Raw genomic sequence first — 26,449 nt, forward strand, 5'->3', positions numbered from 1 at the left:
CCGCATGCCCCGCATGCACGCGCTCGAGCTGCTGCCGGACGCGTCCGGCTGCGAGGTCGTACGCCGGGACTGGCAGGCGCTGCACGACGCGGGGCTGCCGTCCCAGCTCGACCACCGCGGCGCCACCAACAGTCCCCACGTGACGGTCGCCGCCGCGCCTGCCCTCGGGCCCGCCGAGGACCGGCGTGCCGTGCGGCTGCTCTCCCCGCTGCTGCCGGTCGAGGTGCGCGCCGCCGGTGTCGCCCTGCTCGGCGGCAACCGGGTGTCGCTCGTGCGCATCGTCGACGTCCCCGACGCGCTCGTGCGGGCGGTCCTCGACCTGCGCGTCGGCGTCGCCGACGTCCAGCACTCGGGGTGGCTGCCGCACGTCACCCTCGCGCGGCGCATCCCGCGCGCCGACGTGTCGCGAGCACTCGAGGTGCTCGGGCACGAGGACGTCGTCCTCCGCCTCACCACCCTGCGGCGGTGGGACCCCGAGGCAGGAGTGGTGCACGTCCTCTGAGGTGGCGGGTGCCGGCCGGCGGGTCACGAAACGGTGACGGTGGCCCGACGAGGCCCGGCGCCGATGGCCCGCCCCGGTCACCTGCCGATAGGTTGCGCCTATGACCGCGCAGGGAACGGCCACCGTCAGCGCCGGCCGGGGCGAGCCCCTCGTCGTGCTGAGCGGCGTCCAGAAGCACTTCGGGCAGCTCCACGCCCTCAAGGACATCGATCTCACCGTCAAGCGGGGCGAGGTCGTCGTGGTGATCGGCCCCTCCGGCTCCGGCAAGTCCACGCTCTGCCGCACGATCAACCGCCTCGAGACCATCGACGAGGGCACGATCACCCTCGACGGCAAGGCCCTGCCCCAGGAGGGCAAGGCGCTCGCGGCGCTGCGCGCCGAGGTCGGCATGGTCTTCCAGAGCTTCAACCTCTTCGCCCACAAGACGATCCTCGAGAACGTCACCCTGGGCCCGATCAAGGTCCGCGGGACGGGCCGGTCCGAGGCGGAGAAGAGGGCGCGTGAGCTCCTCGACCGCGTCGGCGTCGGCCACCAGGCCGAGAAGTACCCCGCCCAGCTCTCCGGCGGGCAGCAGCAGCGCGTGGCCATCGCCCGCGCGCTGGCCATGGAGCCGAAGGTGATGCTCTTCGACGAGCCGACCTCCGCGCTCGACCCGGAGATGATCAAGGAGGTCCTCGACGTCATGGTCGACCTCGCCGAGCAGGGCATGACGATGATCGTCGTCACCCACGAGATGGGCTTCGCCCGCACGGCCGCGCACCGCGTCGTCTTCATGGCCGACGGCGCGATCGTCGAGGAGAACACCCCCGAGGAGTTCTTCACCAACCCGCGCTCGGACCGCGCCAAGGACTTCCTCGGCAAGATCCTCAAGCACTGAGAGTTCCGCGACCCACGAGTTCCCGCACCACAGACAAGGGAGAAGCAGATGCGATTCATCCGTACGAAGGCCGTCGTGGCGACGGTCGGGCTGGCGCTCTCGCTGGCCGCCTGCGGCGACGCCGGCGAGGACGGCGGCGAGGCCACCGACGTCGACGTCGCCGAGAACGCGGCCGACGAGTTCGAGGACGGCACGGCGATGAAGGAGTTCGCCGAGTCCGGCAAGATCACCATCGGCGTGAAGTACGACCAGCCCGGCATCGGCTTCAAGGGCGCCACCGACGACATGCCGGTCGGCTTCGACCCCGAGATCGGCAAGATCCTCGCCGGGTCCCTGGGCATCGCCCCGGAGGACATCACCTGGAAGGAGACCATCTCCGACAACCGGGAGCCCTTCCTGCAGGAGGGTGAGGTCGACCTCGTCATCGCGTCGTACTCCATCACCGACGAGCGCCGCCAGATCGTCGGCCAGGCCGGCCCGTACTACGTCACCGGCCAGCAGCTGCTGGTGCGCGCCGACAGCGAGATCGAGACCCTCGAGGACGTCGCGGGCACCGAGGTCTGCTCGGTGACCGGCTCGACGTCGCTGGAGAACATCAAGGCCGAGGGCGCCAAGCCCCGCGGCTTCGACACCTACTCCGAGTGCGTCGACCAGGTCCTCAGCGGCACCGTCGACGCCATGACGACCGACGGCGCGATCCTGCTCGGCTACGCCGCGGAGAACCCCGACGAGCTCAAGGTCGTCGTGGAGCCCTTCTCCGAGGAGCGCTACGGCGTGGGCTACAGCCTCGACAAGCCCGAGATGTGCCAGTGGATCGTGGACACGCTGACGGAGGCCCAGGACAACGGCGACTGGGCCACCGCGTTCGAGGCGACCCTCGGCCAGTCGGGTGTCGAGACGCCCGAGCCGCCCGCGATGGACGAGTGCCCGGCCGCCTGACGGTCGACGACCTCACCACCTGATCGGACGCCGGCGGGCCTCGTGCCCGCCGGCGTCCCGCAGAGAGGAGCCCGCCGCCCATGGACGCGGTGTTCTCGAACTCCGGCGAGTACCTGATGGCGTTCGGCCTGACCATCGGCCTGTTCGTCGTCTCCGGCATCGCCTCGCTGGTGCTGGGAACTCTCCTGGCCGTCATGCGCGTCGGCCCCGTGTCGATCCTCAACAAGGCCGCGGCGGTCTACGTCACGCTCTTCCGCAACACGCCGCTGCTGATGATCTTCATCTTCATCTTCATCGCGATGCCGGTGCTGGGCTACAACTTCAAGTTCGTCGAGGGCGTGGAGATCGCCGGCTACAACGTCTCCGCCTTCTTCTTCCGCGCCTGCCTGGCGCTCACGCTCTACACCTCGGCGTTCGTGTGCGAGGCGATGCGTTCGGGCGTCAACGCCGTCCCCCTGGGCCAGGCCGAGGCCGGTCGCGCGATCGGGCTCACCTTCGCCCAGTCGATGAACCTCGTGATCCTTCCCCAGGCGGCACGGGCCGTGATCCCGCCGCTGACCAGCGTGCTGATCGCGCTGGCCAAGAACACCTCGGTGGCGGCCGCCTTCGGCATCGCCGAGGCGACCGCCACGATGCGCTCCTTCACCAACGACAACGCCGACCAGCGGATCGGCATCTTCCTCGCGTTCGCGATCGGGTACGTCGTCGTCGTCGAGGTGATCTCGCTGTCGTCCTACCTCGTCGAGCGGAAGGTCAAGGTGGCGCGATGAGTGCATCGGTCCTCTTCGACGCCCCCGGGCCCAAGACCGTCGCCCGGCACCGGGTCTACTCCGTCGTCAGCGTCGTGGCGCTGCTCGCCCTGGTCGCCTTCGCGGTGTGGAAGCTCTACGACGCAGGACAGCTCGAGTACGAGCTGTGGGAGCCGTTCGTCACGCCGGCCTACCTCGAGTTCATCCTCGTCGACGGCCTGCTCGAGACGCTCAAGATGGCGTTCTTCTCGGTCATCTTCGCCGTGGTCTTCGGACTGGTCTTCGGCGTGGCCAAGCTGTCGGACCGCGGGTGGGTGCGGTGGCCGGCCTGGCTGGTGGTGGAGTTCTTCCGGGCCGTGCCGGTCCTGCTGCTGATGGTGTTCACGTTCTTCCTGCTGGCCATCGGCGGCGGGCCGCTGACGTCGTTCTGGTGCGTGGTCATCGCCCTGACGCTCTACAACGGCTCGGTGCTCGCCGAGGTGTTCAGGGCCGGCATCAACGCCGTGCCGCAGGGCCAGTCCGAGGCGGCGTACGCCATCGGCATGCGCAAGTCGCAGGTGATGACCTCGGTCCTGCTTCCGCAGGCCGTCAAGATCATGCTGCCCGCGATCATCAGCCAGATGGTCGTCGCCCTCAAGGACACCAGCCTCGGCTACTACATCATCGCTCCCGGCCTGACGGCCGTGGCGAAGCCGATCTACCTCGAGTTCTCCAACCAGGTGCCGACGGCGATCGTCATCACGGCCATCTACGTCGCGGTCAACCTCGTCCTGACCTGGGTGGCCACGATGGTGCAGAAGCGCCTGGTGGGCGAGAAGAACCCGCTCGAGCTGACCCCGGTCGGGAACCTCGACGGCGGCCGCAACGTGTGATCGGGAGCAGCGCCCCCGCGGGGGTCGCTGGTGCCTAGGCTCCGCGCCTCGGCGACACCCAGAGCCGGATCGTGCCCTCGACGACCACGGTGCCGTCGGCGCGGACCCCGCGGACGCGGACCGGCAGCTCGTAGCCGTCGCGCAGCGGGGCGGTCCACTGCTCGGGGTCGGTCTCGGCGATGCAGGTGATGTCGGTGGTCGCCTTGGCGGTGTAGGCGACCTCCATCCCCTTCGGGATCCAGCGCCGCTCACGCGGGATGCTCGCCTCGGCGAGCGCGCCCATCGCCGCCTCGAGCCCGTTGCACAGCGCGATCGCGTGCACGGTGCCGAGGTGGTTCTGCACCGCGCGCCGCTTGCGGACGACCAGCTCGGCCCGGTTGGGCTCGACGACGGTGAACCGCGGCCGGATCGAGGCGAAGTACGGCGCCTTCTGGCTGAACGCGAGGGAGAACACCCGCGCCCCGAGGGGCAGCGCGGAGGTCTTCCTCCAGAGGTCGAGGACGTCAGACATGCGCGGGATGCTACCAGCCAGTAACTTTTGGGGCGCTCCCGCCGCTCGACGATCCCCCGCCTAAGCGGGGGATTGCGAACTTCCGGGGGCCTGCACGCCCCGAGAAGTTCGCACAACCCTCAGGAAGTCCGTGCCGGCGCGAGCACCTCGACCCGGTTGCCGTGGCCGTCGTACGTGTGCAGGCGGAGGTGGCCGGGGAACGACTCGCGTTGGCTGTCGTCGACCTCGAAGCCCAGCTCGCGCAGCCGGGCCGCCACCTCGGCGAGGTCCGCGACCACGAAGGCCGGGTGCGCCTTCCGCGCCGGCGCGAACGGGTCCTCCACCCCGACGTGGAGCTCGGCCGCGACCTCGCCCGCGTCGTCGTACGCCCGGAACCAGCAGCCGCCCCGGCCGGCCAGGCCCGCCGGCTTGTCGACCTCGGTCATGCCGAGCCCGTCGCGGTAGAAGCGGCGCGCCGCGTCCTCGCCTGCCGGCGGGCAGGCCACCTGCACGTGGTGCAGCCTCACCGGACCGCCACCCCCTGCGGCTTGCGCGCGACCACGAAGATGCGGCGGAACGGCAGCAGGACGCGCCCGGCCGCGTCGGCGGGGTACGCCTCGCGCAGCAGCGCCTTGAACTCGTCCTCGAAGCGCGGCCGCAGGTCGTCGGGCAGCGCCTGGAGGGTCGGCCGGGCGCCCGTGCCCGACACCCAGTCGAAGACGGGGTCCGGCCCGGTCAGCACGTGGAGGTACGTCGTCTCCCACGCGTCGACCTCGCAGCCCAGGCCCATCAGCACGCGGGCGTACGTCTCCGGGCTGTGGCTGGCAGGTACGCGCACGTCCCGGACGTGCCGGGCGTACGGCTCCTGCGAGGCGAGCTCGGCGCGCGTGGTGTGGCTGGGCTCGTCGAAGTTGCCGGGGACCTGGAACGCGAGCCACCCGCCCTCGGCGACGCGGTCGACCAGGCCCGGGAGCAGCTCGAGGTGCTCCGGCACCCACTGCAGCGTGGCGTTGGAGACGAGCACGTCGATGGGCGCGCGCAGCGCGAGCGGGTCGGGCCGGGCCCAGTCGCGCAGGTCGCCGACCTCCCACCGCACGCCGCCGAGCGAGCGGGCCGCCTCGATCATCTCCGGACTGCTGTCGACGCCGGTGATCGAGGCGCTGCGCCAGCGGTCGGCGAGGAGGGCGGTGAGGTTGCCCGGCCCGCAGCCGAGGTCGACGACCACCCGCGGGTTCTCGGCGGGTACCCGGGCGAGCAGGTCGACGAATGGCCGGCCGCGCTCGTCGGCGTACGCCAGGTAGCGGTCGGGGTCCCAGGTGTGGCTCATGACGCCATCCTCCACGCAGCGGCGGAGTAGTCCACCGGCAATCGGCTGTCGTCCGGCACGTACGACGACCACTTCCCGGTGGACTACCAGTATCTTGATGTCGAGACAACCCAGCGTGCCGCCCAAACCATCTCGATGTCAAGATTCTCGACCGATCTGGCAGGATGTCGCCATGCGGGACGAGGTGGACGACCTGGTCGAGGCATGGGGCCGCGAGCGCGGGGACCTCGACCTCGCCCCCGTCGAGGTGTTCTCGCGCATCAGCCGCCTCGCCCGCCACCTCGACCTGGCCCGCCGCGACGCCTTCACCGCGCACGGCATCGAGTCGTGGGAGTTCGACGTGCTGGCCGCGCTGCGGCGCGCCGGCAAGCCGTACGAGCTCTCCCCCGGCCGGCTGCTGCGCGAGACGCTCGTGACCAGCGGGACCATGACCAACCGGGTCGACCGGCTCGCGGACCGCGGCCTCGTGCAGCGGCTCCCCGACCCGCACGACCGCCGCGGCGTGCTGGTTCGGCTGACCTCGGAGGGCAAGGCGGCGGTCGACGGGGCGTTCGAGGCACTGCTCGCCGCGGAGGCCGACCTGCTCGCGGAGCTCTCCGACAAGGAGCGCACCCGGCTCGCGGCGCTCCTGCGCTCGCTGCTCGCCCCCTTCAGCTGAGCCGGGCACCGCCCTACTCGACGACCTCGGACACCTCGAGCCACTCCAGCTCGAGCTCCTCCTTCTCCGCCGCGAGCTCGCCGAGCTGGTCGCCGACCCGCGCGAGCAGCGCGTAGTCGGTGAGGTTGGCCTCCATCTCGGCCTGCAGCTCCGCCTCGCGGGCGGCGATGCGCTCGAGCTGCTTCTCGACGCGGGCGAGCACCTTGCGGGCGGCCCGGTCCTCCGCGGAGCCGGGCCGCGCCTTCCCCTGGGCCTGCGGTTGGCCGGCCGGCTGCTCGGCGGGCCCGCGCGCGTCATGCGAAGGCGCACCTGTCGGTGCCGGTCCGGATGACGCAGCGGGCGCCGTCCGGGCCGACGCCTCGGCGGCCTGCATCTGGCTGCGCCGCTCGAGGTACTCCTCGACGCCGCGCGGCAGCATCGAGACCTGCCCGTCGCCCAGCAGCGCCCACACCGAGTCGGTGACCCGCTCCAGGAAGTAGCGGTCGTGGGATACCACGACGAGCGTGCCGGGCCAGGAGTCGAGGAAGTCCTCCAGGACGTTGAGGGTGTCGATGTCGAGGTCGTTGGTCGGCTCGTCGAGCAGCAGCACGTTGGGCTCGCTCAGCAGCAGCTTGAGCAGCTGGAAGCGCCGCCGCTCGCCGCCGGAGAGGTCCCCGAGCCGCGCAGTGAGCCGGTCGCCGGTGAAGCCGAACCGCTCGAGCAGCGAGGTGGCGGTGAGCTCCTGCCCGTCGATCGTCCTGGTGACCCGTCGGATCGACTCGACCGTCGGCAGCACCCGCGCCTCGGGGTCGACCTCGTCGAGCGCCTGGGTGAGGTGCTGCAGCTCGACCGTGCGACCGTGCCGGACACGGCCGACGTCGGGGGCCAGAGCGCCGGAGATCAGCGAGAGCAGCGAGGTCTTGCCGGCCCCGTTGACGCCGACGATGCCGACGCGGTCGCCCGGGCCGATCCGCCACGTGGCGTGGTCGAGCAGCGTGCGCTCGCCGCGCGTCAGGTCGACGTCCTCGATGTCGATGACGTCCTTGCCGAGGCGCTGGCTGGCGAAGCGCTGGAGCTCGAGCCGGTCGCGTGGCGGGGGTACGTCGTCGATGAGCGCGTTGGCCGCCTCGATGCGGAACTTCGGCTTCGACGTACGCGCCGGGGCGCCGCGCCGCAGCCACGCGAGCTCCTTGCGGGCGAGGTTCTGCCGCCGCGTCTCCGTGGCCGCCGCCTGCCGCTGGCGCTCGGCCTTGGCCAGCACGAACGCCGCGTAGCCGCCCTCGTAGGCGTCGACGGCGCCGTCGTGGACCTCCCAGGTCGTCTGGCACACGGCGTCGAGGAACCAGCGGTCGTGCGTCACCACGATGAGCGCGCTCGGCAGCGAGACCAGGTGGGAGGCGAGCCAGGCGACGGCCTCGACGTCGAGGTGGTTGGTCGGCTCGTCGAGCACGACGAGGTCGTGGCGCGAGAGCAGCAGCGCGGCCAGTGCGCAGCGCCGGCGCTCGCCGCCGGAGAGGCCGACGACGGCCCGGTCGAGGGCGACGCCGGCGAGCAGCTCCTCGACGACTTCGCGCGTCGTCGGGTCGGCGGCCCACTCGTGGTCGGCGCGCCCGCGGAGCACGGCCTCGCGGACGGTGTGGCTGTCGACGAGCTCGTCGCCCTGGTGGAGGTAGCCGATCTCGATGCCGCGGGTCCGCGAGACCCGCCCGGAGTCGGGCTCCTCGATGCCGGTCATCACCTCGAGCAGCGTCGTCTTGCCGTCGCCGTTGCGCCCGACGATGCCCACCCGCTCGCCCAGCGAGATGCCCAGGGACACGTCGTCGAGCAGGGGGCGGACCCCGTAGGACTTCGACACCCGCTCGAGGTTGATCAGGTTGGCCATCAGAGGACCTCGACCACGTGGGCGCCGGCGACGGGCCCGACGGCGGGCAGGACGACGTCGTACGACGCCGAGAGCGCGGCCATCACCGCCATGGCGCCCTCCTGGGAGTCGCAGAGGAACACGCAGGTGGGGCCGGAGCCGCTCACCATGCCGCGGAGCGCGCCCTCCGCCTCGCCGCGCTCGATCAGCGCGCCGAGCTCGGGGCGCAGGTCGATCGCCGACTCCTGGAGGTCGTTGTGCAGCGTCCGGGCCAGCCGTACGGGCTCCCGGCTGGCCAGGGCCGCGAGGAGCCCGGTCGGCTCGGCCGGCTGCGCGGGCGCGTCGGGGTGGAGCCGGTCGAAGTGGCGGTAGACGTCGGGCGTCGAGAGCCCGGTGCCGGCCGGGACGACGACCCACCACCACGACCCGCGGTCCGTGACCGGCTCGACGACCTCCCCGCGGCCCCGTCCCCGCGCGGTGCCCCCGACGAGGGAGAACGGGACGTCGCTGCCCAGCCGCGCCGCCTGCGCCAGCAGCACCTCGTCGGGCTGGGCGAGCCCGTGCAGCCGGTCGTGCGCCAGCAGTGCGGCCGCTGCGTCGGCCGAGCCGCCGGCCATGCCGCCCGCGACCGGGATCTGCTTGGTGATCCGCACGTGGTGCGGGCTCCGGCAGGCTGCCTCCGCCAGCGCCCGTACGGCGATGTTGGACGCGTCGCCCGGGACGTCGCGGACGTCGATGTACGGCGACCCCGCGACGCTCAGCGAGTCCTCCTCGGCCTCGGCGACGGTGACGTCGTCGTAGAGCGAGATCGCCTGGTAGACCGTGTCGAGCGGGTGGAACCCGTCCTCACGGGGCGCGCCGACCCCCAGGTGGAGGTTGATCTTCGCGGCCGCCCGGACCGTGGTGCTCAACTCGTGGCCGCCAGTCCCTCGGCGATGCGCGCGAAGTCGCCGACGTCGAGCACCTCGCCGCGCGCGGTGGGATCGACGCCGGCCGCCTCGAGCGCGGCGGTGGCCGCCTCGGCGGAGCCGGCCAGCCCGCGCAGCGCGGCGCGCACCTGCTTGCGGCGCTGCGCGAAGGCGGCGTCGACCACGGCGAAGACCTGCTGACGCGTGGCGGTCGTCCGCGGCGGCTCCCGCCGGGTCCAGGCCACGAGGCCGGAGTCGACGTTGGGGGCGGGCCAGAAGACGTTGCGCCCGATCGCGCCGGCGCGGCGCACGTCGGCGAACCACGCCGCCTTGACGCTGGGCACGCCGTAGGTCTTCGACCCCGGACGCGCGGCGAGCCGGTCGGCGACCTCGGCCTGCACCATCACCAGGCCGCGCTCGAGCGACGGCAGCAGCGTGAGCAGGTGGAGGAGGACGGGGACCGAGACGTTGTAGGGCAGGTTGGCCACCAGTGCGGTCGGGGCCGGGCCGGGCAGCGACTCCACGCGCATCGCGTCGGCCAGCACCACCTCGAGGCCGTCGGCCTGCTCCGGCGCGTACGCCGCGATGGTGGCCGGCAGCCGCTCTGCGAGCAGCGGGTCGACCTCGATGGCGACGACCCGGCGGGCGACCTCGAGGAGCGCGAGGGTCAGCGAGCCGAGCCCGGGGCCGACCTCGACCACCACGTCGTCCCCGGTGATGCCCGACTCCCGGACGATGCGCCGCACGGTGTTGGCGTCGATGACGAAGTTCTGCCCGCGCTGCTTGGTGGGCCGCAGGTCGAGCTCCGCGGCCAGCTGACGCACCTCGGCCGGCCCGAGGAGCCTCGGGCCGGCCGGGTTCGTGGTCATGGTGCGCAAGCCTAGTGGGGCCGCCCCGGCGCGAGCGGGCGCCCGGGAGCCGACGCCGCGGGCGCGGATCCAGCGAGTGGTCAGCGGGGCAGGCCCAGCTTCGCCGCGCAGCCGGGCCAGGAGCCGTAGCCGCCGGTGGCGTCGCGCAGCCGCGTCGCGACGGCGATCTGGGTCTCGCGGGAGGCCTGGTGCGGGTAGCCGGCGCCGCCGTAGGCACGCCAGGTGCCGAGGCTGAACTGGAGGCCGCCGTAGTAGCCGTTGCCGGTGTTGATGGCCCAGTTGCCGCCGGACTCGCACTGCGCCAGGGTGTCCCAGACGGTGCTGCCACCGGCGAAGTTCGCGGCCGGCTCCTCCGGCTCCTCCCGGGTGCCGACCTTGACGATCCTCGCGACGGCCCGCACCCGCACCTCGGCGTCGACCACCTTGCGGGCGACCATCTCGCCGTTGACGAAGCGCATCCGGTAGGTGACGCTCCGGACGCCGTCGCGGCCGGACTGCACGACCTCCTCCTCGCCCTCGTACATGGACGCGTCCTCGCGCTCCACGACGGGAGCGTCCATCACTTCGCGCCGCACGTGGCGCGTGGCCACGCGGATGTCGGTCACGACGACCTTGTCGCCGTCGGAGACCTCGGTGTCGAGCGAGGGCGTGACCTCGTCGTGCCGGTCGAGGTCGAACCCGGCCGACTCGAGCACGTCGGCGACGGTCACCGCGGTCATCGTGCGCTTGCGCAGGTCCTTCGCGCCCAGCTTGAGGTGCACGACCTTGGGCGTGACGACCTCGAGGCTGAGGCCGCTGCGGCCGATGGAGGACCCGCGGCTGGCGGACAGGTCGGCGCCCTCGAAGCGACGGCCGATCTCGCCGAGGGCGCTGGCCACGTCGGTCGAGTTCACCCAGTACGTGTGGGAGTCCCCGTCGACGGAGAGCTCGAGCGGCCGCCCGAACTGCACCGCGATGGCCGAGCCGTCGCTGACGGCCTCGTCGACGGCAGGGGCGACGAGGTCCTTGTCGGTGACCTCGACGCCCTCGGCGGCGAGCACGTCGCCGACGGTGCGGCCGATGGCGCTGACCTGCCGGGTCTCACCGTCGAGGGTGAGGGTCACGTCCTTGGTGAGGGCGGCGTAGCCGACCGTCGTCCCCGCGACGGCCGCGACCACGACCCCCACGAGGGTGCCGAGGACGGCCTTGGACCTGCTGAGCTGTGCGAAACGAGAGCGCACGATTCTCCGAACGTCGTACTCTCCGGGCCTCGGGGCGGCAGCAACCCCCGGCCGAGCGTGCCCGGCGGCCGCGACCGGAGCCGCGAGGAGCCGTACGACGTGCGAGCGGGGGTCTCGCAGGACCGGCCCGATCCGGTCCTCGTGCTGCCGTAGATCGCTCCCGATCCCGGCCAACAATCACAAGACGATAACGATGCCGGGCGGTGATGCAAACTCGAACGCCGGAATCGGTGCGAGATCCGGGTCACCCGCCGGGCGCGGGACCTCCCGGCGGCGTCACCAGGCCCCACCGAAGGCGGCCTCGGTGTTGGCGTCGATCGCCCGGCAGAGCTCCTCCAGGTCGCACCCGAGCACCTCGGCCATCGCGCGCACGGTGAGGGGCACGAGGTACGACGCGTTGGGACGGCCGCGGTACGGCGTGGGCGTGAGGTAGGGCGCGTCCGTCTCGACGAGCACCCGGTCGAGCGGCGTGACGGCCAGGGCGTCGCGCAGCGGCGCCGCGTTCTTGAAGGTGACCGTGCCGGCGAAGCTGAGGTGGGCGCCGCGGTCCAGGCACTCCCGCGCGAACGCCGCGTCGCCGGAGAAGCAGTGCATCACCCAGCGGTCGGGCGCCCTCTCCTCGTCGAGGATCCGCAGCACGTCGTCGTGGGCGTCGCGGTCGTGGATGACGAGGGTCTTGCCGAGCCGCTTGGCGATGTCGACGTGGCGCCGGAAGCCCTCCTCCTGCGCCGCGCGGCCCTCCTCGCCCGTGCGGAAGGTGTCGAGCCCCGTCTCCCCCACCGCGCGCACCTTGTCGTGCGCCCCCGCGAGCCGCTCGATCTCCGCGAGGGCCTCGTCGAGGCGGCCGGCGGCCGCCAGGCGGGGCGCCTCGTTGGGGTGGAGCGCGACGCCGGCGACGAGCGCGTCGTGCTCGGCGGCGGCCTCGACGGCCCAGCGGGCACCGGGCAGGTCGCAGCCGATCTGCACGATGCGCGGCACCCCGACGGCGGCAGCGGCGGCGATCGCGGCGGCGGTGCCCAGCCAGTCGCCGTCGGCGATGTCGAGGTGGCAGTGGTTGTCGACGACCGGGTGCGGCAGCGGCTCCGGCGCCGGCGGGCGCGCGCGGTCGCGCCGGGCGCCCGACTTCTCCTCGGTGCCGGCCCTCGAGCGGGTCGGTCCCGGTCCCTGCTCAGCGGTGGACAACGTCGTACACCTCCCGCTTGGGCAGGCAGGCTCGCCTGGCAACCTCGGCGATCGCCTCCTTGCGCGTCGAGCCGGACGCCTCCAGGTCGGCCACGGCCGCTCGCAGGGAGCCCGCATCGGTCCCGACCGCCGGCGCTCCGCTGGACCCCTCGACCACGATGGTGACCTCACCGCGCACGCCCGCCGCGGCCCAGGCGACCAGCTCGGCGAGCGGGCCGCGGCGGACCTCCTCGTGGGTCTTGGTCAGCTCGCGGCACACGGCCGCGGACCGGTCCTCCCCGAGCGCCTCGGCCATCGCGGCGAGGGCGGCCTCGGTGCGGTGCGGGGCCTCGAAGAACACCATCGTCCGCTCCTCGCCCGCCAGGGCGGCGAGCCGCCGGCCGCGCTCCCCCGCCTTGCGGGGCAGGAAGCCCTCGAAGCAGAACCGGTCGACCGGCAGGCCGCTCACCGCCAGCGCGGTGAGGACCGCGCTCGGCCCCGGGACCGCGGTGACGCGCACGTCGTGCTCGACCGCCGCGGCCACGAGGCGGTAGCCGGGGTCGGACACGCTCGGCATCCCGGCGTCGGTCACCAGCACGACGCGGTCGCCCGCGAGCAGCGCCTCGAGCAGCGCGGGGGTGCGCGCCTGTTCGTTGCCCTCGAAGTAGGACACGACCCGGCCACCGAGGGTGATGCCGAGGTCGGCGCACAGGCGCTTGAGCCGGCGGGTGTCCTCGGCAGCGACGACGTCCGCTCCGGAGAGCTCGGCGGCCAGCCGGGGAGGCGCGTCGCCGGCCTGCCCGATCGGGGTGCCCGCGAGGACCAGGACGCCTGACATGGGTCGATCATCTCAGGCGCGGCGCGGCGTCGACCGCCGGCGTGCGCGGCACCCGACGCGCCGCCCGGCTCTGGCTAGAGTGCCCGCGTGACCCCGACTGCCGCCGAGCGGAACCGCCCGCGCTGGCGCTCGGAGGACCCGCTCCTCGGGTGGGTGGGTGCCCTGTGCCTGACCGCCTTCGCATTCTTCCTGCGCAGGTGGCACCTCGGCACGCCGCACCAGTTCTCCTTCGACGAGACCTACTACGCCAAGGACGCGTGGTCGCTGCTCCAGCACGGCTACGTGCGCGGCTACGTCGAGGACGCCGACAAGACCATCCTCAACGGCGACCTCACGGGCCTGTTCCAGGACGGTCCGTCGATGATCGTCCACCCGGAGGTCGGCAAGTGGCTCATCGCCGCGGGCATCGAGGTCTTCGGGATGGACCCGGAGGGGTGGCGCACGGCGTCGGCGGTCGTCGGCGCGCTGATGGTGCTCCTCATGTGCCGCTTCGTCCGCCGGGTGTCGGGGTCGACGGCGATCGGGCTGGTCGCGGGGCTGCTGCTGGCGGTCGACGGCTTGCAGCTCGTGCTCTCGCGGCTGGCGCTGCTCGACATCTTCCTGGCGTTCTTCGTGCTCTGCGGCGTGCACTGCGTGGTGGCGGACCGGCAGTGGCTGCGCGACCGGCTGTCCCGCGAGGGCGGGCAGGGCCGGTGGCTGGCCTGGTGGCGGCCCTGGCTGCTCGCCGGCGGCCTCGCGTTCGGCCTGGCGTGCGGCACCAAGTGGTCCGGCGCCTACCCGCTCGCCGCCTTCGGCCTGCTCGCCTGGCTGTGGAGCGCCGGGGCTCGGCGCGCGTTCGGCCAGCGCCGCCCGCTGCTGCGCTCGGTCGTCCTCGACGGCGTGCCGGCGTTCGTCGCGCTCGTCGGCGTCGCGCTGGCGACGTACGTCGCCTCCTGGACCGGCTGGCTGGTGCACGCAGAGGTCTACGAGGAGGCGTTCAGCAACACGCAGTACACCTCGTACGGCGGGGACGACCCGTGGCCGAGCGCGAGCGAGCCGGACGCCGACGGGCTGGGCGAGGTCACGCAGTCGTTGCGCTCGCTGTGGTCCTACCACCAGGACGTCTACACGTTCCACAGCCACTTCCTGGACGACTCCTCGCACGTCTACGCGTCCAAGCCCTCGACGTGGCTGGTCATGGGGCGTCCGGTCGGGGTGGACGCGCAGACGGACATCCAGCCGGGGTCACAGGGGTGCGAGGCGCCGTCCGGGTCGTCGTGCCTGCGGCAGGTCCTGCTGATCGGCAACCCGGTCGTCTGGTGGGGCGGCTGCCTCGCGATGGTGGCGTCGCTGCTGCTGTGGATCGGTGCGCGCGACTGGCGGCACGGGGTGGCGGTCGTCGGGCTGGCGAGCACCTGGTTGCCGTGGTTCCTCTACGACGACCGCCCGATCTTCTTCTTCTACGCGATCACCTCGCTGCCCTTCCTGGTCCTCTCGACCGCACTCGTGGCCGGCCACCTCGTCGGAACCTCGGACGTGCCGACGCCGCGCCGCACCTTCGGCGTCGTCGTCGCCGGGAGCTTCACCGTGCTGGCCCTCGTCGCCTTCGCCTGGTTCTGGCCGATCTGGACCGACGCGCTCCTCACCAAGTCGGAGTGGGACGCCCGGATCTGGTTCCAGCGCTGGATCTGAGCCTCCGCTCGGGGCCGTGAGCCATCTCGGCGCGACGCCGACGCGGGTCGAGGTTTCGTCAAGGTCGCTCGGAACTTCCCTCTGGACCCTGTTCCTCGCCGCCGTGATCGACCGACCATGGGTCACCGATCCGCTCCGGTCGACACGAGGGAAGACTGCGATGGACCCCACGACGATCCACGTGTGCCTGCAGACGCCGGGCGCCCCGACCGACGAAGGCCACGAGGTCGGCGCGCGCTGGGTGTGCGGCTGCGGGGACACGTTCGTCTACCGCGAGGGCTTCAACCGCGCCGGCTACCGCACGTTGCAGTGGTGGCCGGCCCCGGCGATCCCGCAGCCCCGCGACGGGCGCGTGCGCGGCCTGCTCTTCGGCCCGCGGAAGGGCTGAGCCGCCCCGAGTCGCGAGCGCTCCTGGACCCGACCCCGCCCGGCCCCATCCGGGCGGGGTCGCCTGCGTGCCGGCACTGCGGGCGCGGCCACCGCTGCGTCACCAGGATCCGGGGAACCGGTTCGACCCTGCGACCAGGAGCAGGCCGGCCGGCACGGCGACACCGACCGCCACCAGCAGCGCCAGGCCGACGTGGCGCCGACCCGGCACCACGAGCAGCACCCGACCGGCGACCGCGGTCAGCGCCGGCAGCACCCACACGGGCACCAGCGCGGCGAGCACACCGGCGAGCACCGCGAGGCCGACGCCGCCCGCCGCCGCCGGGCCGAGCGGGACGGGGCGGGGGGCGCGGGGCAGCCCGACCTCGGTGACCGACCCCGCGGCCGGCAGCTGGTCGGGGGCGAGCACGCGGAGCAGCAGCGTGATCGTCGCGGGGTCGGCCACGACCACCACGTCGCGGTAGCGGTCGGCGACCGCGTGGCGGCGTACGACCTCGTCGAGGCGGTGCCCCCGGTCGGTGTCGGGGAAGCGGACCGGCGCCAGCACGACCTCGGGCGCCGCCTCCCGCCCGAGCCCCTGCACCACCCGCTTGGCCTCACCGGTGGGCGCCGTGAGGACGACCGCGGACGACCCGAGCGCCTTGCGCACCCGGCCGACGTCGGCCGCGCTGGCGTGCGTGCTGACCACGACGATGCGCTGGTAGTCGGTCACCAGACGACGGTAGCGCCGAGTCCGATCGGGGTCGGCATGGCCGCGGCGCCCCTCGCGGACGATCAACGGCACGTCAACGCCTCGGCCACGCGCGGGACACCGTTCCTCCGTCCCGCGGACGGTGGCACCGACCGCGTCTAGCCTCCTGGCAGGACCCAGCCCTCGGTGCTCGAGCCGTCCGCCGGGCGAGTCCTGACGACGCCCCGCCCTACGGGTGTGCGGCGGCGTTGCCCCGGCACTGCCGGGGTACCGCCAACGGGATCGAGCGGTCGTGGGGACCTTCGATCCGGCCCCGCCGGTCCCCCGTGCCCGGTGGGGCCGTCCCGTGCGCTCGGGCGGGCGCCGTCGCCGCGCGTCGGTCGCGTCCGGCGTGGCGGCCGGGCCGGGCCCGCCTCATCCCGAGGGTCGGTGTCAGCGGCCGTGCGCCCTTGTACGGTTCTCGACCATGCAGCCGCTGAGCGACTTCGAGAGGTCCGTCCTCGACTTCGAGCGTGCCCTCTGGCGGCACCTGCGTGCCAAGGAGGAGGCCATCGAGGAGACCTTCGGCGTCTCCCCGGCCCGCTACTTCCGGTTCCTCGACGTCATCATCAGCAAGGACGCGGCCCTCCGGCACGACCCTCTCCTCGTGCGGCGCCTGCGGCGGCTGCGCGACACCCGGGTCGCGGACCGGCGGTCGGCACGGCGCCCCGGCCCCGGCGACGAGCGCGAGGCCTGACCGGGCCGGGCTCGACCCCGGGACCCCGGCAGACCAAGGCCTCCCATCCATCTGGATGTCGCGTGCCGCGATGGGCGTTGCGTCTGGAGCAACGCATCGAGGACCCGTGGAGACTCCACACCTGACCGTGGCGGCCGCGCTGGCGTACGCCACCGAGACCATCAGCCAGCCGCGCACCCTCGAGGACACCCTCGACGCGGTCGTGCACGCCACCCCGCGCCTCCCTCCCGAGCTTCGGGCACGTCAGCGTCTCCGAGCGGCACCGGAGCGGGACGATCGAGACGCGAGCGGGCACCGACCAGCTCGTCTGGGAGCTCGACGCCCTGCAGTACGACCTCGACGAAGGACCGTGCGTCGAGGCGCTGGAGCACGAGCCGGTCGTCGCCGTCGAGCACCTGCGCCACGAGCAGCGACAGCCCCGGTACGTCCCGACGTCGCCGAGGAGATCGTCACCACCAGCATCGAGCAGTACCGCCGCTCCTGACGCGCTGGAGCAGTCGCCCGCCCGACGGGCTGGAGACACAGGACCGCCCGCCACCTGTCGCAGGTGCCGGGCGGTCCTCACGTGGTGGAGCTGAGGGGATTCGAACCCCTGACCTTCTCATTGCGAACGAGACGCGCTACCAACTGCGCCACAGCCCCAAGCGCCTCACGGCGCGACGCCAAGATACACGAGCGGTCGGTGACCGACCGAATCGGCTCCTCGTCAGGCGCCGCTGGCGCGGCGGGCCTCCGCCGCGTCGTGGGCCTCGCGCGTCGTCCGCGCCGACTGCTCGGCGGAGCGGGCCAGGGCGGAGTCCTCGTCGTTGCGCCCGCTCGACCAGACCCCGGTCGAGTCCAGGTCGATGGTCGACACCGTGCGCCGCTGGGCGGCGGGCTTGCTGACGTAGGTGGGCAGCGTCGTGGGCACCATGTCCCAGCCACCGACGACCGGGACCTCGCCCGTGGCGACGGCCGGCGCGTCGGCGGCCGCAGACGGCTCGAGAGCCGGTTCGTCGGGGGACATGGGCGTGACCGGCGCGGGCACGGCCGGCACCTCGCCCGTGAGGTCGACGTCGTCGTCCGGCTCACCGACCTCCGGAGGGACGCCCGTCTCGATCGCCCCCCGGCTGGCGCGGCGGCTGCGCTCGGCACGGACCGAGACGCGGCAGGCGACCAGCCAAGCGACGAGGGGCACGGCCGGCGCGGCGAGCCACGGCCAGGCGACGACGTCCGCGACGGCCAGGGCGGCCACGACGGCGTTGGCGAGGACGACGAGGGCGAGGACGTTGCGGCGGCGCCTGGCGGCGCGGCGCGCGGAGGCGCGCTCGGTGGGGCGCTCGATGGGGGGCTCGGTGGCGGCGGACCGCGACCGCGATGGCGTACGTCGGGGGACCACCGAGGTGGTGACCTCGCGGGTCACCGTCGTCGTGACCGACGCGGCCACGGCCTCGGGCGCCGCGTGCGCCTTGGTCTCGACCGGCGGGCGCGAGGTGGGGCGGACCGGCGACACGACGAGGCGGGCGTTGCGGCGGTCGACGGGCTCGCGGCGGGCGAGGACGCGCATGGTGTGGGAGAACTTCTCGACGGAGCGGCTCCGGACGACCTCGTCGTGGTGCTTGAGGGCCTTCGGGATCAGGTAGACGGCCCACGCCACGGCAAGGGCGACGAAGATGAGAGCACTCAGGTCCACGCTCGAAGCGTAGGAGCGGGGAGCGGGACCGGGGCGGATGTCAAGTGGTGTGTCGCAGAACTACTGCTGTGACTGGTGTGCCACCAGCCTGACGAGCACCCCTTCGGGCGCCTCCTCGGCGGTCACGGCGAAGATCCGGTGGTCGCGCCACGCCCCGTCGATGTGGAGGAAGCGCGGCGCGTAGCCGACCTGCTCCAGGCCGAGCTTCTCCACCACGCGCAGCGAGTTGGTGTTCTCCGGGCGCACGCAGATCTCGATCCGGTGCAGCCCCACTGGGCCGAGGCAGTGGTCGATGACCATCCCCACGGCGCGGGGCACGATGCCGCGGCCGGCCACGTCGGCGGAGATCCAGTAGCCGATCGACCCCCACTGGGCCGACCCGCGGGCGACGTTGCTCACCGTCACCTGCCCCACGAAGCGGCCGTCGACCTCGATGACGAACGGCAGGCACTGGCCCTGCTTGGCCTGCTGCAGCAGCGAGCGGGTCACGACCTTGTACGACGCCGGGCGCGGCGCCGCACCCGGCGGGACCGTCGCGTCCCACGGCCGCAGCCAGTCGTGGTTGCGGGACCGCACGGCCTGCCACTCCTCCGCGTCGGAGCGCCGCAGCGGACGCACCACGACACCCTCGGACTCGAGGCGGGCGGGCCAGCCGGGCGCCGAGCCGGGCGTGGCGCTCAGTGGTCGCTCCCGACGACCTGCTCGACGGCGTGCCGCACGACCGGCTCGAGCACCCCGAGCCCGTCCTTCACGCCGCCGCGTGAGCCGGGGAGGTTGACCACCAGGCAGTCGCCGGCGATCCCGGCGAGGCCCCGCGACAGCATCGCGGTCGGCACGCCGGCCGCGACCCCGGCCGCGCGGATCGCCTCGGCGATCCCGGGCACCTCGCGGTCGAGGAGCGGGCGGGTCGCCTCCGGCGTGCGGTCGGTCGGCGTCAGTCCGGTGCCGCCCGTCGTCAGCACGAGCCGGGCACCCGAGGCCAGCGCGGCCGCGACCGCCTCGCGCACGGGGTCGCCGTCGGGCACGACCACCGGGTCGGCGCAGTCGAAGCCCTGCTCGCGCAGCCACGTGGCGATGAGCGGGCCGGTCTCGTCGGCGTACGTGCCCGCGGCGGCGCGGTTGGACGCGACGACCACGGCCGCGAGGAGGCTCATTGCGACCAGTCCCCCGACCGGCCGCCGGTCTTGGTCTCGACGCGGACGTCGGTGATGACCGCCGCCTTGTCGACCGCCTTGACCATGTCGACGACGGTGAGCGCCGCCACCGACACCGCGGTCAGCGCCTCCATCTCCACGCCCGTGCGGTCGCTGGTGCGCACGGTCGCGGTGATGTCGACCGACGCGTCGCTGACGGCGAGGTCGACGGTGACCCCGGAGATCGCGAGCGGGTGGCACAGCGGCACCAGGGCCGGCGTCTGCTTGGCGCCCATGATCCCGGCGATGCGGGCCACCGCGAGCGCGTCGCCCTTCGGCACGCCCTCGCCGCGCAGCAGCTCCACGACCGCCGGGCTGACGAGCACTCGGCCGCTCGCGGTCGCCGTGCGCGTGGTGACCGGCTTGTCGCCGACGTCGACCATGCGGGCCGCCCCCGTCTCGTCGACGTGGGTGAGCCTGCCGTCGCCGGACGCCATTCAGAACTCCTCGTCGAGCTTGCGGATCGCGACCATCTCGCCCGCCGCGATCGCGGTGGTCCCGGCCGGCACCTCGATGAGGCAGTTCGCCGCCGCGAGGTCGCCGATGAGGTGGGAGCCGTGGCCCCCGACGGGCGAGACGAAGGTGCCGCCGCGGTCGGTGTCGTAGAGGGCGCGCACGAGCTGCACCTTGCCCTCGGGCGAGGACAGCCCGTGGGTGAGCCGGGCGCGGCCGGTGGGTCGGACGTAGGGCAGCTTGCCCATCATCCGGCGGATGGCCGGGAGCACGAACATCTCGAAGGAGACGTACGACGAGACCGGGTTGCCCGGGAGCGTGAACACAGGGGTGTCGTCCTCGCCGATCGTGCCGAACCCCTGCGGCTTGCCGGGCTGCATGCCGACGCCGCCGAACCACATCGAGCCGTGGTGCGACAGCGACTCCTTCACGACGTCGAAGTCGCCCTCGCTCACCCCGCCGCTCGTCACCACGAGGTCGGCGCGGACCAGCTGGTCGCTCAGCGCCTCGGTGAAGGCATGCGCCTCGTCGGGGACGATGCCGACGCGGTAGGCGATGGCGCCGGCGGCGCGGGCGGCCGCGGCGAGGAGGTAGGAGTTGCCGTCGTAGATCGAGTCGCGGCCCAGCGGCGTGCCGGGGTCGCGCAGCTCGGAGCCGGTGGAGATCACGACGACGCGCGGCCGGGGCCGGGTGCGGACGGTCGCGCGGCCGACCGCGGCGAGCATGCCGAGGTGCCGCGGGCCGAGGACGGTGCCCTCCTCCAGCAGCATGTCGCCCTGGGCGATGTCGTCCCCGGTGGGGCGGATGTGCTGACCCGGGATCGCGGCGCGCTCGATGCGCACGGTCGCGACGCCGCGGTCCGTCCACTCGTACGGCACGACCGTGGTCGCGCCGGCGGGCACCGGGGCCCCGGTCATGATCTTGACCGCGGTGCCGGGCGACAGGGCCAGGATCGACGACTGGCCGGCACCGATCTCGCCCACGACCGGCAGGGTGACCGGCGCGTCCGCGCTGGCACCGGCGACGTCGTCGGCCACGACGGCGTACCCGTCCATCGCGGAGTTGTCGAAGCTCGGCAGCGAGATCGGCGCGACGACGTCCTCGGCGAGGGCGAGGCCGAGGGCCTCCATGAGCGGCTGCGGGAACGCCGGCAGCGGGGAGACGGTAGCGAGGATGCGCTCGACGTAGTCGGCCACGGGAAGGAGGCCCGGGAGCCGGTCGGGGAGCGGGTCAGCCATGCCGCTCCTGCTCGTCGAGGACGGTGCCGCCCTCCACGCGCTTGGCGGCCGTCGCGCTCAGGGTCACGTCGCCGACGACCTTCACGCCGGGCCCGAAGGTCCAGTCGCCCTCCACGGTGAACGAGTCGGCCTCGCGCAGCGACGGCGCCCCCTCGGGGAAGCGCTTGTCGAAGTCGCCGACCAGCTTGTAGAAGTCGCCGTCGAGGGTGACGTACGGGACGTCGTGGGCGGCCCGGTCGAGCACGAAGTCCTTGCCGATGTCGTAGACGTCGGAGCGCAGCACCAGGAGGTCGTCGGTGGTCTTGACCGGGACGAACCGGTCGCGGCCGACCTCGATGGTCCGGGCCCCCTCGAACACCTCGATCGCCGCACCCATGGCGGTCTCGACCTGGATGACCTCCGGAGTCGACGGGTCGGCCGGGTCGAGGTGCTTGACGTTCTTGATCAGCGGCAGGCCGAGGATGCCGCCGCGGGCGTCGAGCGCCTCGACCATCGCCTGGAGGTCGAACCACAGGTTGTTGGTCGAGCAGTACCGGTGGCGGCTGAGGTCGGCCAGGGCCTCCTTGTCGGCGTCGGGCGTCTGCGCGGTCTCGCGGAGCACGATCCGGCCGTCGGCCTTGCGGCGGGCGAAGTGACCGCCCTTGCGGTCCGAGGGGGTGCGGCGCACGGCCTCGATCGCGAACGGGGCGCCGCTCTGGGCGAACCACCCCGCGACCCTCGCGTCGGGCACCGCGCCGAGGTTGTCGGAGTTCGAGACGAAGACGTAGCGGTAGCCGGCGTCGATGAGCCGGGTGAGGAGGCCGGTGCCGCGGAGCGCGGTGTAGATGTCGCCGTGGCCGGGCGGGCACCACTCGAGGTCGGGGTCCTTGGGGTACGCCGCCGGCATCAGGTCGGCGGCGAGGAGCTTGGGCTCCTTGTTCTGCAGGAACTCCAGCGGCAGCCCCTCCACCGGCAGGTCCTCGTAGCGCTCGAGGGCCGCCATGGTGTCGGCGGAGGTGCGGAAGGAGTTCATGAACATCAGCGGGAGCGGCGCGTCGTACTCCTTGCGCAGGTGCAGCACCTGCCGCGCGATGATGTCGAGGAAGCTGAGCCCGCGCCGCACGCACAGCAGCGACTTCGCGCGGTCCATGCCCATCGACGTGCCGAGGCCGCCGTTGAGCTTGATCACGGCCGTCCGGCGGATCGCCTCCGCCGCGGTCTCGTCGGGCACCTCGACGTCGGCCAGCGCCTCCATGTCGATCGGCTCGATGGTGTCCTCGGGGATCATCCCGGTCTCGCCGTGCTCGAGGAGCCGGTAGTAGTGCGCGAACGTGTCGATCGCGACCTCGTCCACCCCGGCCTGGCGCATCTTCTCGCGCGCGATCTCCAGGCCCCGGCCGCTGCCCTTGCTTGCCATGGTTCGATCGTAGGCTGCCGACGTGAGCACGCCACAGTCGGCCGACAGCGCAGCGGCGAAGACCGCCCTCCGCGACCAGCTGCTGGCGGCGCGCAAGCGGCGCCCGCTGTCCGTCGCGGCCGAGGCCGCGGCCTCCCTCGCGGACGTCGCGCTGCGGTGGGACCGCGTGCGCGACGCGGCCACCGTCGCGGCCTACGTCTCCGTCGGCGGCGAGCCGGGGACCGGGCTGCTGCTCGACGCGCTGCTGGCGGCCGGCAAGCGCGTGGTGCTGCCGGTGCTCCTGCCCGACAACGACCTCGACTGGGCGGCGTACGCCGGACCGGCGCGCCTCACGAAGGCAGTTCGCGGCCTCTACGAGCCGGCCGGAGCGCGGCTGGGCGTCGACGCGGTGCGAACTGCCGACGTGGTGCTCGTGCCGGGGCTCGCGGCCTCACCCGCCGGCGACCGGCTGGGTCGTGGCGGCGGGTCCTACGACCGGGCGCTGGCCCGGGTGCCCGCCGGGACGCCGACCGCGGTGGTGCTCTACGACGACGAGGTCGGCCTGGCCGTGCCCACCGACGCCCACGACGTCCGGGTCGGCTTCGCCCTCACCGCGGGCGGGGTGCGGGCGCTGCAGGGGTCCTGAACCCGCGTTCCTCGGGGACCGCTACTCCGCGGCGGGGGTCAGCACCAGCCGGTCCTCGGCCGCCGACTCCACGGCGCCGCGGGTGTACGCCCAGGGCAGGGTCTCGCCGTCGACGTAGAGCTCGGTCTGGTCGGAGTAGTGCGAGGACGCCGGGTGGCCCGAGACGCCGGTGAGGTTGATCCAGCGCGAGTCGTCCCAGTCGGCCAGCGAGACCACCATGCGCATCGAGGGCGCGGCGGTGACCTCGTAGCCCTCGACGGCGTTCCACGAGGTGGCGTCCACGATCGAGGAGCCGCCGCCGACCTCCCAGCCGTCGCGGTTGAACAGCCGCTCGACCGGCTTGATGCCGGAATCCCCGAGCGTCGCGTTGCGCAGGTTCAGCCGGTGCAGGTGTCCCCAGGTCCACAGCCGGGGGTCGCGCGACTGCCGCCGGGTGAGCTCGTCGCGCGCCTCGATCAGCGCCGCGCGCAGGATGTCGTCGCGGGTCTCGACCCGGTCCTCGGTGCCGGCGTCGTCCCACCACGGCCCCGCCGGCTCGGTCAGCATCGCGCTGACCACGCGGAACCACCGGTCGCCGCCGTCGGGCCACGTGCGCTGCCGCAGGTCGTCGTGGAAGGTCAGCTCGAGCAGCGTGCGCCACACGACGTTGAAGTACGCCGCCGCGGCGCTGTCGGCGGGCGAGGTGTGGTCCCAGTCGCGCAGCAGGTTGAGCGCGTTGCGGTAGTAGGGCGAGGGCAGCCGCTCCACGTCGAGCAGGTAGGGGACGAGCGTCTCCGCCATCGGGTTCGTGGTGTCGAGCTGGAGCTCCGACATCTCCGCGACCGACAGCTCGCCTTCCGCCTCGAGCGCCTCGCGGATGCGGGTGGCGCGGTAGCCGTAGTCCCAGTCGTGGGTCAGCAGGTAGGGGTAGCGCTCGTCGATGACCGCCTGGTTGGCCGTCGCGATGAAGCCCTCCTCCGGGTCGAGCACGCTGGGGAGGCCGTCGAAGGGGACGTGGTCACCAGTCCAGTCGTTCGCGCTAACCCAGCCCTCGACCGGCATGGTGCCGTCGTTGCCCGCCCGGCGGACCGGGATCCGGCCCGGCGCCTGGTAGCCGATGTGGCCCTCGCGGTCCGCGTACACCAGGTTCTGCGCGGGCACCGCGAAGTCCGCGGCGGCCGCGCGGAACTCGTCCCAGTCCGACGCGCGGTTGAGCCCGAGGATGGCGTCGGCCGTGGGCGCGGGCTCGAGGGCCGTCCACGCCAGCGCGACGGCGTACCCGCTCCCCCGCTCTCCCGACTCGTCCGTCGGCGCGTTGGCGCCGACCGTCGCGAACTCCGGCGACACGTCGCTGATGAGCGGTCCGTGCACGGTCTCCCGCACGCGCAGCTCGACGTCGTCCTGGCCGCGCACCTCGATCGTCTCCGTGCGGATCTCCAGCGGCTCCGTGGCGCCGTCGCGGACGTAGCGGTCGTCGCCCTCGGTCTGCTCCAGGAAGAGGTCGGTGACGTCGGGACCGAGGTTGGTGAAGCCCCACGCGATGTCGGCGTTGTGGCCGATGATCACCCCGGGCACGCCGGAGAAGGTGAACCCCGAGGTGTCGAGCGTGCAGTCGGCGGTCCGCTCGCGGCAGTGCAGACCCATCTGCATCCAGATCCCGGGCTGGCTGACGCCGAGGTGGGGGTCGTTGGCCAGCAACGGCATCCCGGTCGCACTGTGGTCGCCGTCGACCACCCACGAGTTGCTGCCGATGCCGCGCCCGCGGCCCACGAGCTCCGGCATCGCGTCGAGCCGGTCCTGCACCCGCTCGAGCGCCTCCACGACGCCGCGCGGGTACGCCGGGCGCCGCGGGTTGCGGGTGGCGTTGGACGTCGCGTTCTGCTCGAAGACCCCGTCGACCACGCCGCCGCCGGACACGATCGGCGGGTGCTCGTCGTAGGGGTAGTCGGGCCACAGCGCGGCGATCTCCTCCTCGCTGTGGTCCAGCGACAGCAGCACCCGGTCGACCTCGGCGTCCATGTTGCCGCGCAGGTCCCACGCCATCGCCTTGAGCCAGGCCAGGGAGTCGACCGGCTCCCACTCCTCCGGGGCGTAGTCCAGCCCGGTGAGGCCGAGGATGCTGTACTCCGCCGCCAGCCGCGAGGGGCTGCGGTCGGCGATGTAGGCGTTCACGCCCGCGGCGTACGCCGTGAGCGCCTCGCGGGTCGCCGGCTGGAGGAGGGCCCACTCCTGCTCCGCCACCCGCCGCCAGCCCATCGTGCGGATGAAGCGGTCGGTCTCGAGGGTCTCGGCGCCGAAGATCTCCGAGAGCCGGCCGGCCGTCACGTGCCGCCGGACGTCCATCTCGAAGAACCGCTCCTGCGCGTGCACGAAGCCCTGGGCGAACATGAGGTCGGCGTCGGTGTCGGCGTACACCTGGGCGATGCCGTGGGCGTCGCGGACGACCTCCACCGACGCGGAGAGCCCCGGGACCTCGATCTCGCCGTCGACCTGGGGCAGCGGGCGTCGTACGACGACCACGGCGGCCGCCGTCAGCGCGAGCAGCACCAGGACGAGGCCGAGCGCCGTCCACGCCGCCCAGCGCACCGGGCGGGGCGCGCGCCGGAAGGCCTGCCAGCGGCTCCGGCGCGGCGGGTCGGTGTCGGGGCTGGGCGTGGTCGCGGGGGTGGGTGACGGCTCGCTCATCGCTTGGCCATTGTGCCGTACGATTGGCAGTCGAAGGGCCCGAGTGCCAGCGCGTTTCGCCGGCCCGGCCGAACGCCCGTCGTGACACCCTGACCGAGGACCAGATGCCGACCTACCAGTACGCCTGCACCGAGTGCGGCCACAGCTTCGAGCAGTTCCAGAGCTTCAGCGAGGACGCCCTCACCGTCTGCCCCGAGTGCAACGGCCGCCTGCGCAAGCTCTTCAACGCCGTGGGCGTGGTCTTCAAGGGCTCGGGGTTCTACCGCACCGACAGCCGCTCCGGCTCCTCGCCGGCCGGCTCGAACGGCTCGTCGGGCGGGTCCAAGGACGGCACGTCCGGCACCGGGGGCAGCGCGTCGACCTCGTCGACGCCCTCGACCTCCTCCACGTCCTCCTCGTCCTCCTCGTCCTCCTCCACGTCGTCGTCCGACTGACCGCACCTGTGGAGAGGCGCAGCGGGCGCCGGCCTCCCC

Annotated in this window: 28 protein-coding genes and 1 tRNA gene; 11 read left to right on the plus strand and 18 right to left on the minus strand. The window is 73.3% G+C overall.

All coding sequences use genetic code 11. The features are described 5' to 3' along the window. Nucleotides 1-4: 4 nt before the first annotated feature. From J3P38_RS05585 to J3P38_RS05605, 5 genes are all read left to right on the plus strand, one after another. Nucleotides 5-502, plus strand: coding sequence for a hypothetical protein (locus J3P38_RS05585; protein WP_210502921.1), 498 nt, complete (start codon nucleotides 5-7; stop codon nucleotides 500-502). 100 nt (nucleotides 503-602) lie between these two features. Then, a complete protein-coding gene (locus tag J3P38_RS05590; RefSeq protein ID WP_210438847.1) occupies nucleotides 603-1,379 on the plus strand; it encodes an amino acid ABC transporter ATP-binding protein in 777 nt (258 codons plus the stop codon). Between the two features lie 48 nt (nucleotides 1,380-1,427). Next, nucleotides 1,428-2,318 (plus strand): glutamate ABC transporter substrate-binding protein, encoded by an 891-nt coding sequence (locus tag J3P38_RS05595; RefSeq protein WP_210502922.1) that lies wholly within the window; start codon nucleotides 1,428-1,430, stop codon nucleotides 2,316-2,318. 80 nt (nucleotides 2,319-2,398) lie between these two features. Continuing rightward, nucleotides 2,399-3,088 (plus strand): amino acid ABC transporter permease, encoded by a 690-nt coding sequence (locus tag J3P38_RS05600; RefSeq protein ID WP_210502923.1) that lies wholly within the window; start codon nucleotides 2,399-2,401, stop codon nucleotides 3,086-3,088. After that, entirely contained in the window at nucleotides 3,085-3,939 is an 855-nt protein-coding gene (locus J3P38_RS05605; protein ID WP_210438850.1) for an amino acid ABC transporter permease, read from the plus strand. The genes J3P38_RS05600 and J3P38_RS05605 overlap by 4 nt, the downstream gene beginning before the upstream one ends. A gap of 34 nt (nucleotides 3,940-3,973) precedes the next feature. Here J3P38_RS05605 and J3P38_RS05610 read toward each other — a convergent pair whose 3' ends face one another. The 3 genes from J3P38_RS05610 to J3P38_RS05620 form a co-directional block, all read right to left on the minus strand. Continuing rightward, complete coding sequence (locus tag J3P38_RS05610) at nucleotides 3,974-4,450, minus strand: hotdog fold domain-containing protein (RefSeq protein WP_210438851.1); 477 nt, start codon at nucleotides 4,448-4,450, stop codon at nucleotides 3,974-3,976. 119 nt (nucleotides 4,451-4,569) lie between these two features. After that, nucleotides 4,570-4,956 (minus strand): VOC family protein, encoded by a 387-nt coding sequence (locus tag J3P38_RS05615; RefSeq protein WP_210502924.1) that lies wholly within the window; start codon nucleotides 4,954-4,956, stop codon nucleotides 4,570-4,572. Beyond that, entirely contained in the window at nucleotides 4,953-5,756 is an 804-nt protein-coding gene (locus J3P38_RS05620; protein ID WP_210502925.1) for a trans-aconitate 2-methyltransferase, read from the minus strand. The genes J3P38_RS05615 and J3P38_RS05620 overlap by 4 nt, the downstream gene beginning before the upstream one ends. Before the next feature lie 172 nt (nucleotides 5,757-5,928). On the opposite strand from J3P38_RS05620, the gene J3P38_RS05625 reads away from it, so the two are divergent. Beyond that, nucleotides 5,929-6,414: a MarR family winged helix-turn-helix transcriptional regulator gene (locus J3P38_RS05625; RefSeq protein WP_210438853.1), complete on the plus strand. Its 486-nt coding sequence runs from the start codon at nucleotides 5,929-5,931 to the stop codon at nucleotides 6,412-6,414. 13 nt (nucleotides 6,415-6,427) lie between these two features. Here J3P38_RS05625 and J3P38_RS05630 read toward each other — a convergent pair whose 3' ends face one another. From J3P38_RS05630 to rsmI, 6 genes are all read right to left on the minus strand, one after another. After that, nucleotides 6,428-8,275: an ABC-F family ATP-binding cassette domain-containing protein gene (locus J3P38_RS05630; RefSeq protein ID WP_210502926.1), complete on the minus strand. Its 1,848-nt coding sequence runs from the start codon at nucleotides 8,273-8,275 to the stop codon at nucleotides 6,428-6,430. Then, on the minus strand, nucleotides 8,275-9,165 hold the full coding sequence (locus tag J3P38_RS05635; RefSeq protein WP_210502927.1) for a 4-(cytidine 5'-diphospho)-2-C-methyl-D-erythritol kinase: 891 nt from the start codon (nucleotides 9,163-9,165) through the stop codon (nucleotides 8,275-8,277). The genes J3P38_RS05630 and J3P38_RS05635 overlap by 1 nt, the downstream gene beginning before the upstream one ends. Next, complete coding sequence (gene rsmA / locus J3P38_RS05640; RefSeq protein WP_210502928.1) at nucleotides 9,162-10,031, minus strand: 16S rRNA (adenine(1518)-N(6)/adenine(1519)-N(6))-dimethyltransferase RsmA; 870 nt, start codon at nucleotides 10,029-10,031, stop codon at nucleotides 9,162-9,164. The genes J3P38_RS05635 and rsmA overlap by 4 nt, the downstream gene beginning before the upstream one ends. A gap of 80 nt (nucleotides 10,032-10,111) precedes the next feature. Continuing rightward, complete coding sequence (locus J3P38_RS18015) at nucleotides 10,112-11,251, minus strand: transglycosylase family protein (RefSeq protein WP_307807738.1); 1,140 nt, start codon at nucleotides 11,249-11,251, stop codon at nucleotides 10,112-10,114. A 276-nt stretch (nucleotides 11,252-11,527) separates the two neighbouring features. Continuing rightward, entirely contained in the window at nucleotides 11,528-12,433 is a 906-nt protein-coding gene (locus J3P38_RS05650; RefSeq protein ID WP_210502929.1) for a TatD family hydrolase, read from the minus strand. Beyond that, on the minus strand, nucleotides 12,420-13,250 hold the full coding sequence (gene rsmI, locus J3P38_RS05655; protein WP_210502930.1) for a 16S rRNA (cytidine(1402)-2'-O)-methyltransferase: 831 nt from the start codon (nucleotides 13,248-13,250) through the stop codon (nucleotides 12,420-12,422). The genes J3P38_RS05650 and rsmI overlap by 14 nt, the downstream gene beginning before the upstream one ends. A gap of 87 nt (nucleotides 13,251-13,337) precedes the next feature. On the opposite strand from rsmI, the gene J3P38_RS05660 reads away from it, so the two are divergent. Together J3P38_RS05660 and J3P38_RS05665 are read left to right on the plus strand one after the other, a co-directional pair. After that, nucleotides 13,338-14,921 (plus strand): dolichyl-phosphate-mannose--protein mannosyltransferase, encoded by a 1,584-nt coding sequence (locus tag J3P38_RS05660; protein ID WP_210502931.1) that lies wholly within the window; start codon nucleotides 13,338-13,340, stop codon nucleotides 14,919-14,921. A 160-nt stretch (nucleotides 14,922-15,081) separates the two neighbouring features. Further along, on the plus strand, nucleotides 15,082-15,309 hold the full coding sequence (locus tag J3P38_RS05665; protein WP_210502932.1) for a hypothetical protein: 228 nt from the start codon (nucleotides 15,082-15,084) through the stop codon (nucleotides 15,307-15,309). A 99-nt stretch (nucleotides 15,310-15,408) separates the two neighbouring features. Here J3P38_RS05665 and J3P38_RS05670 read toward each other — a convergent pair whose 3' ends face one another. Continuing rightward, nucleotides 15,409-16,020: a hypothetical protein gene (locus J3P38_RS05670; RefSeq protein WP_210502933.1), complete on the minus strand. Its 612-nt coding sequence runs from the start codon at nucleotides 16,018-16,020 to the stop codon at nucleotides 15,409-15,411. A 445-nt stretch (nucleotides 16,021-16,465) separates the two neighbouring features. Between J3P38_RS05670 and J3P38_RS05675 the strand changes: the two genes are divergently transcribed. After that, nucleotides 16,466-16,735 carry a DUF3263 domain-containing protein gene (locus J3P38_RS05675; RefSeq protein WP_210502934.1) on the plus strand — a complete coding sequence of 90 codons (270 nt, stop codon included), beginning with the start codon at nucleotides 16,466-16,468 and terminating at the stop codon, nucleotides 16,733-16,735. A gap of 566 nt (nucleotides 16,736-17,301) precedes the next feature. Here J3P38_RS05675 and J3P38_RS05680 read toward each other — a convergent pair. The 7 genes from J3P38_RS05680 to J3P38_RS05710 form a co-directional block, all read right to left on the minus strand. Further along, a tRNA-Ala gene (locus J3P38_RS05680) sits at nucleotides 17,302-17,377 on the minus strand. A gap of 64 nt (nucleotides 17,378-17,441) precedes the next feature. Beyond that, nucleotides 17,442-18,407, minus strand: coding sequence for a divisome protein SepX/GlpR (gene sepX, locus J3P38_RS05685; protein WP_210438864.1), 966 nt, complete (start codon nucleotides 18,405-18,407; stop codon nucleotides 17,442-17,444). A 60-nt stretch (nucleotides 18,408-18,467) separates the two neighbouring features. Continuing rightward, nucleotides 18,468-19,025 carry a GNAT family N-acetyltransferase gene (locus J3P38_RS05690; protein ID WP_307807740.1) on the minus strand — a complete coding sequence of 186 codons (558 nt, stop codon included), beginning with the start codon at nucleotides 19,023-19,025 and terminating at the stop codon, nucleotides 18,468-18,470. Nucleotides 19,026-19,084: 59 nt separating this feature from the next. Beyond that, the gene (locus J3P38_RS05695) at nucleotides 19,085-19,561 is read right to left on the minus strand and encodes a MogA/MoaB family molybdenum cofactor biosynthesis protein (RefSeq protein ID WP_210438865.1); all 477 of its coding nucleotides are present in this window, start codon (nucleotides 19,559-19,561) and stop codon (nucleotides 19,085-19,087) included. Beyond that, nucleotides 19,558-20,037: a cyclic pyranopterin monophosphate synthase MoaC gene (moaC, locus tag J3P38_RS05700; RefSeq protein WP_210502935.1), complete on the minus strand. Its 480-nt coding sequence runs from the start codon at nucleotides 20,035-20,037 to the stop codon at nucleotides 19,558-19,560. The genes J3P38_RS05695 and moaC overlap by 4 nt, the downstream gene beginning before the upstream one ends. After that, nucleotides 20,038-21,291, minus strand: a complete 1,254-nt coding sequence (gene glp / locus J3P38_RS05705) for a molybdotransferase-like divisome protein Glp (RefSeq protein ID WP_210438867.1) — start codon at nucleotides 21,289-21,291, stop codon at nucleotides 20,038-20,040. Beyond that, nucleotides 21,284-22,687 (minus strand): UTP--glucose-1-phosphate uridylyltransferase, encoded by a 1,404-nt coding sequence (locus J3P38_RS05710; protein WP_210438868.1) that lies wholly within the window; start codon nucleotides 22,685-22,687, stop codon nucleotides 21,284-21,286. The genes glp and J3P38_RS05710 overlap by 8 nt, the downstream gene beginning before the upstream one ends. Nucleotides 22,688-22,709: 22 nt before the next feature. On the opposite strand from J3P38_RS05710, the gene J3P38_RS05715 reads away from it, so the two are divergent. After that, nucleotides 22,710-23,312, plus strand: a complete 603-nt coding sequence (locus J3P38_RS05715) for a 5-formyltetrahydrofolate cyclo-ligase (protein ID WP_210438869.1) — start codon at nucleotides 22,710-22,712, stop codon at nucleotides 23,310-23,312. Between the two features lie 21 nt (nucleotides 23,313-23,333). Here J3P38_RS05715 and J3P38_RS05720 read toward each other — a convergent pair whose 3' ends face one another. Then, nucleotides 23,334-25,976 (minus strand): penicillin acylase family protein, encoded by a 2,643-nt coding sequence (locus J3P38_RS05720; protein ID WP_210502936.1) that lies wholly within the window; start codon nucleotides 25,974-25,976, stop codon nucleotides 23,334-23,336. A 104-nt stretch (nucleotides 25,977-26,080) separates the two neighbouring features. Between J3P38_RS05720 and J3P38_RS05725 the strand changes: the two genes are divergently transcribed. After that, nucleotides 26,081-26,410, plus strand: coding sequence for an FmdB family zinc ribbon protein (locus J3P38_RS05725; protein ID WP_210438871.1), 330 nt, complete (start codon nucleotides 26,081-26,083; stop codon nucleotides 26,408-26,410). Nucleotides 26,411-26,449 lie beyond the last annotated feature (39 nt).

Origin of the sequence: Nocardioides xinjiangensis, from assembly GCF_017916455.1 — a bacterium.
GTDB lineage: Bacteria > Actinomycetota > Actinomycetes > Propionibacteriales > Nocardioidaceae > Nocardioides > Nocardioides xinjiangensis.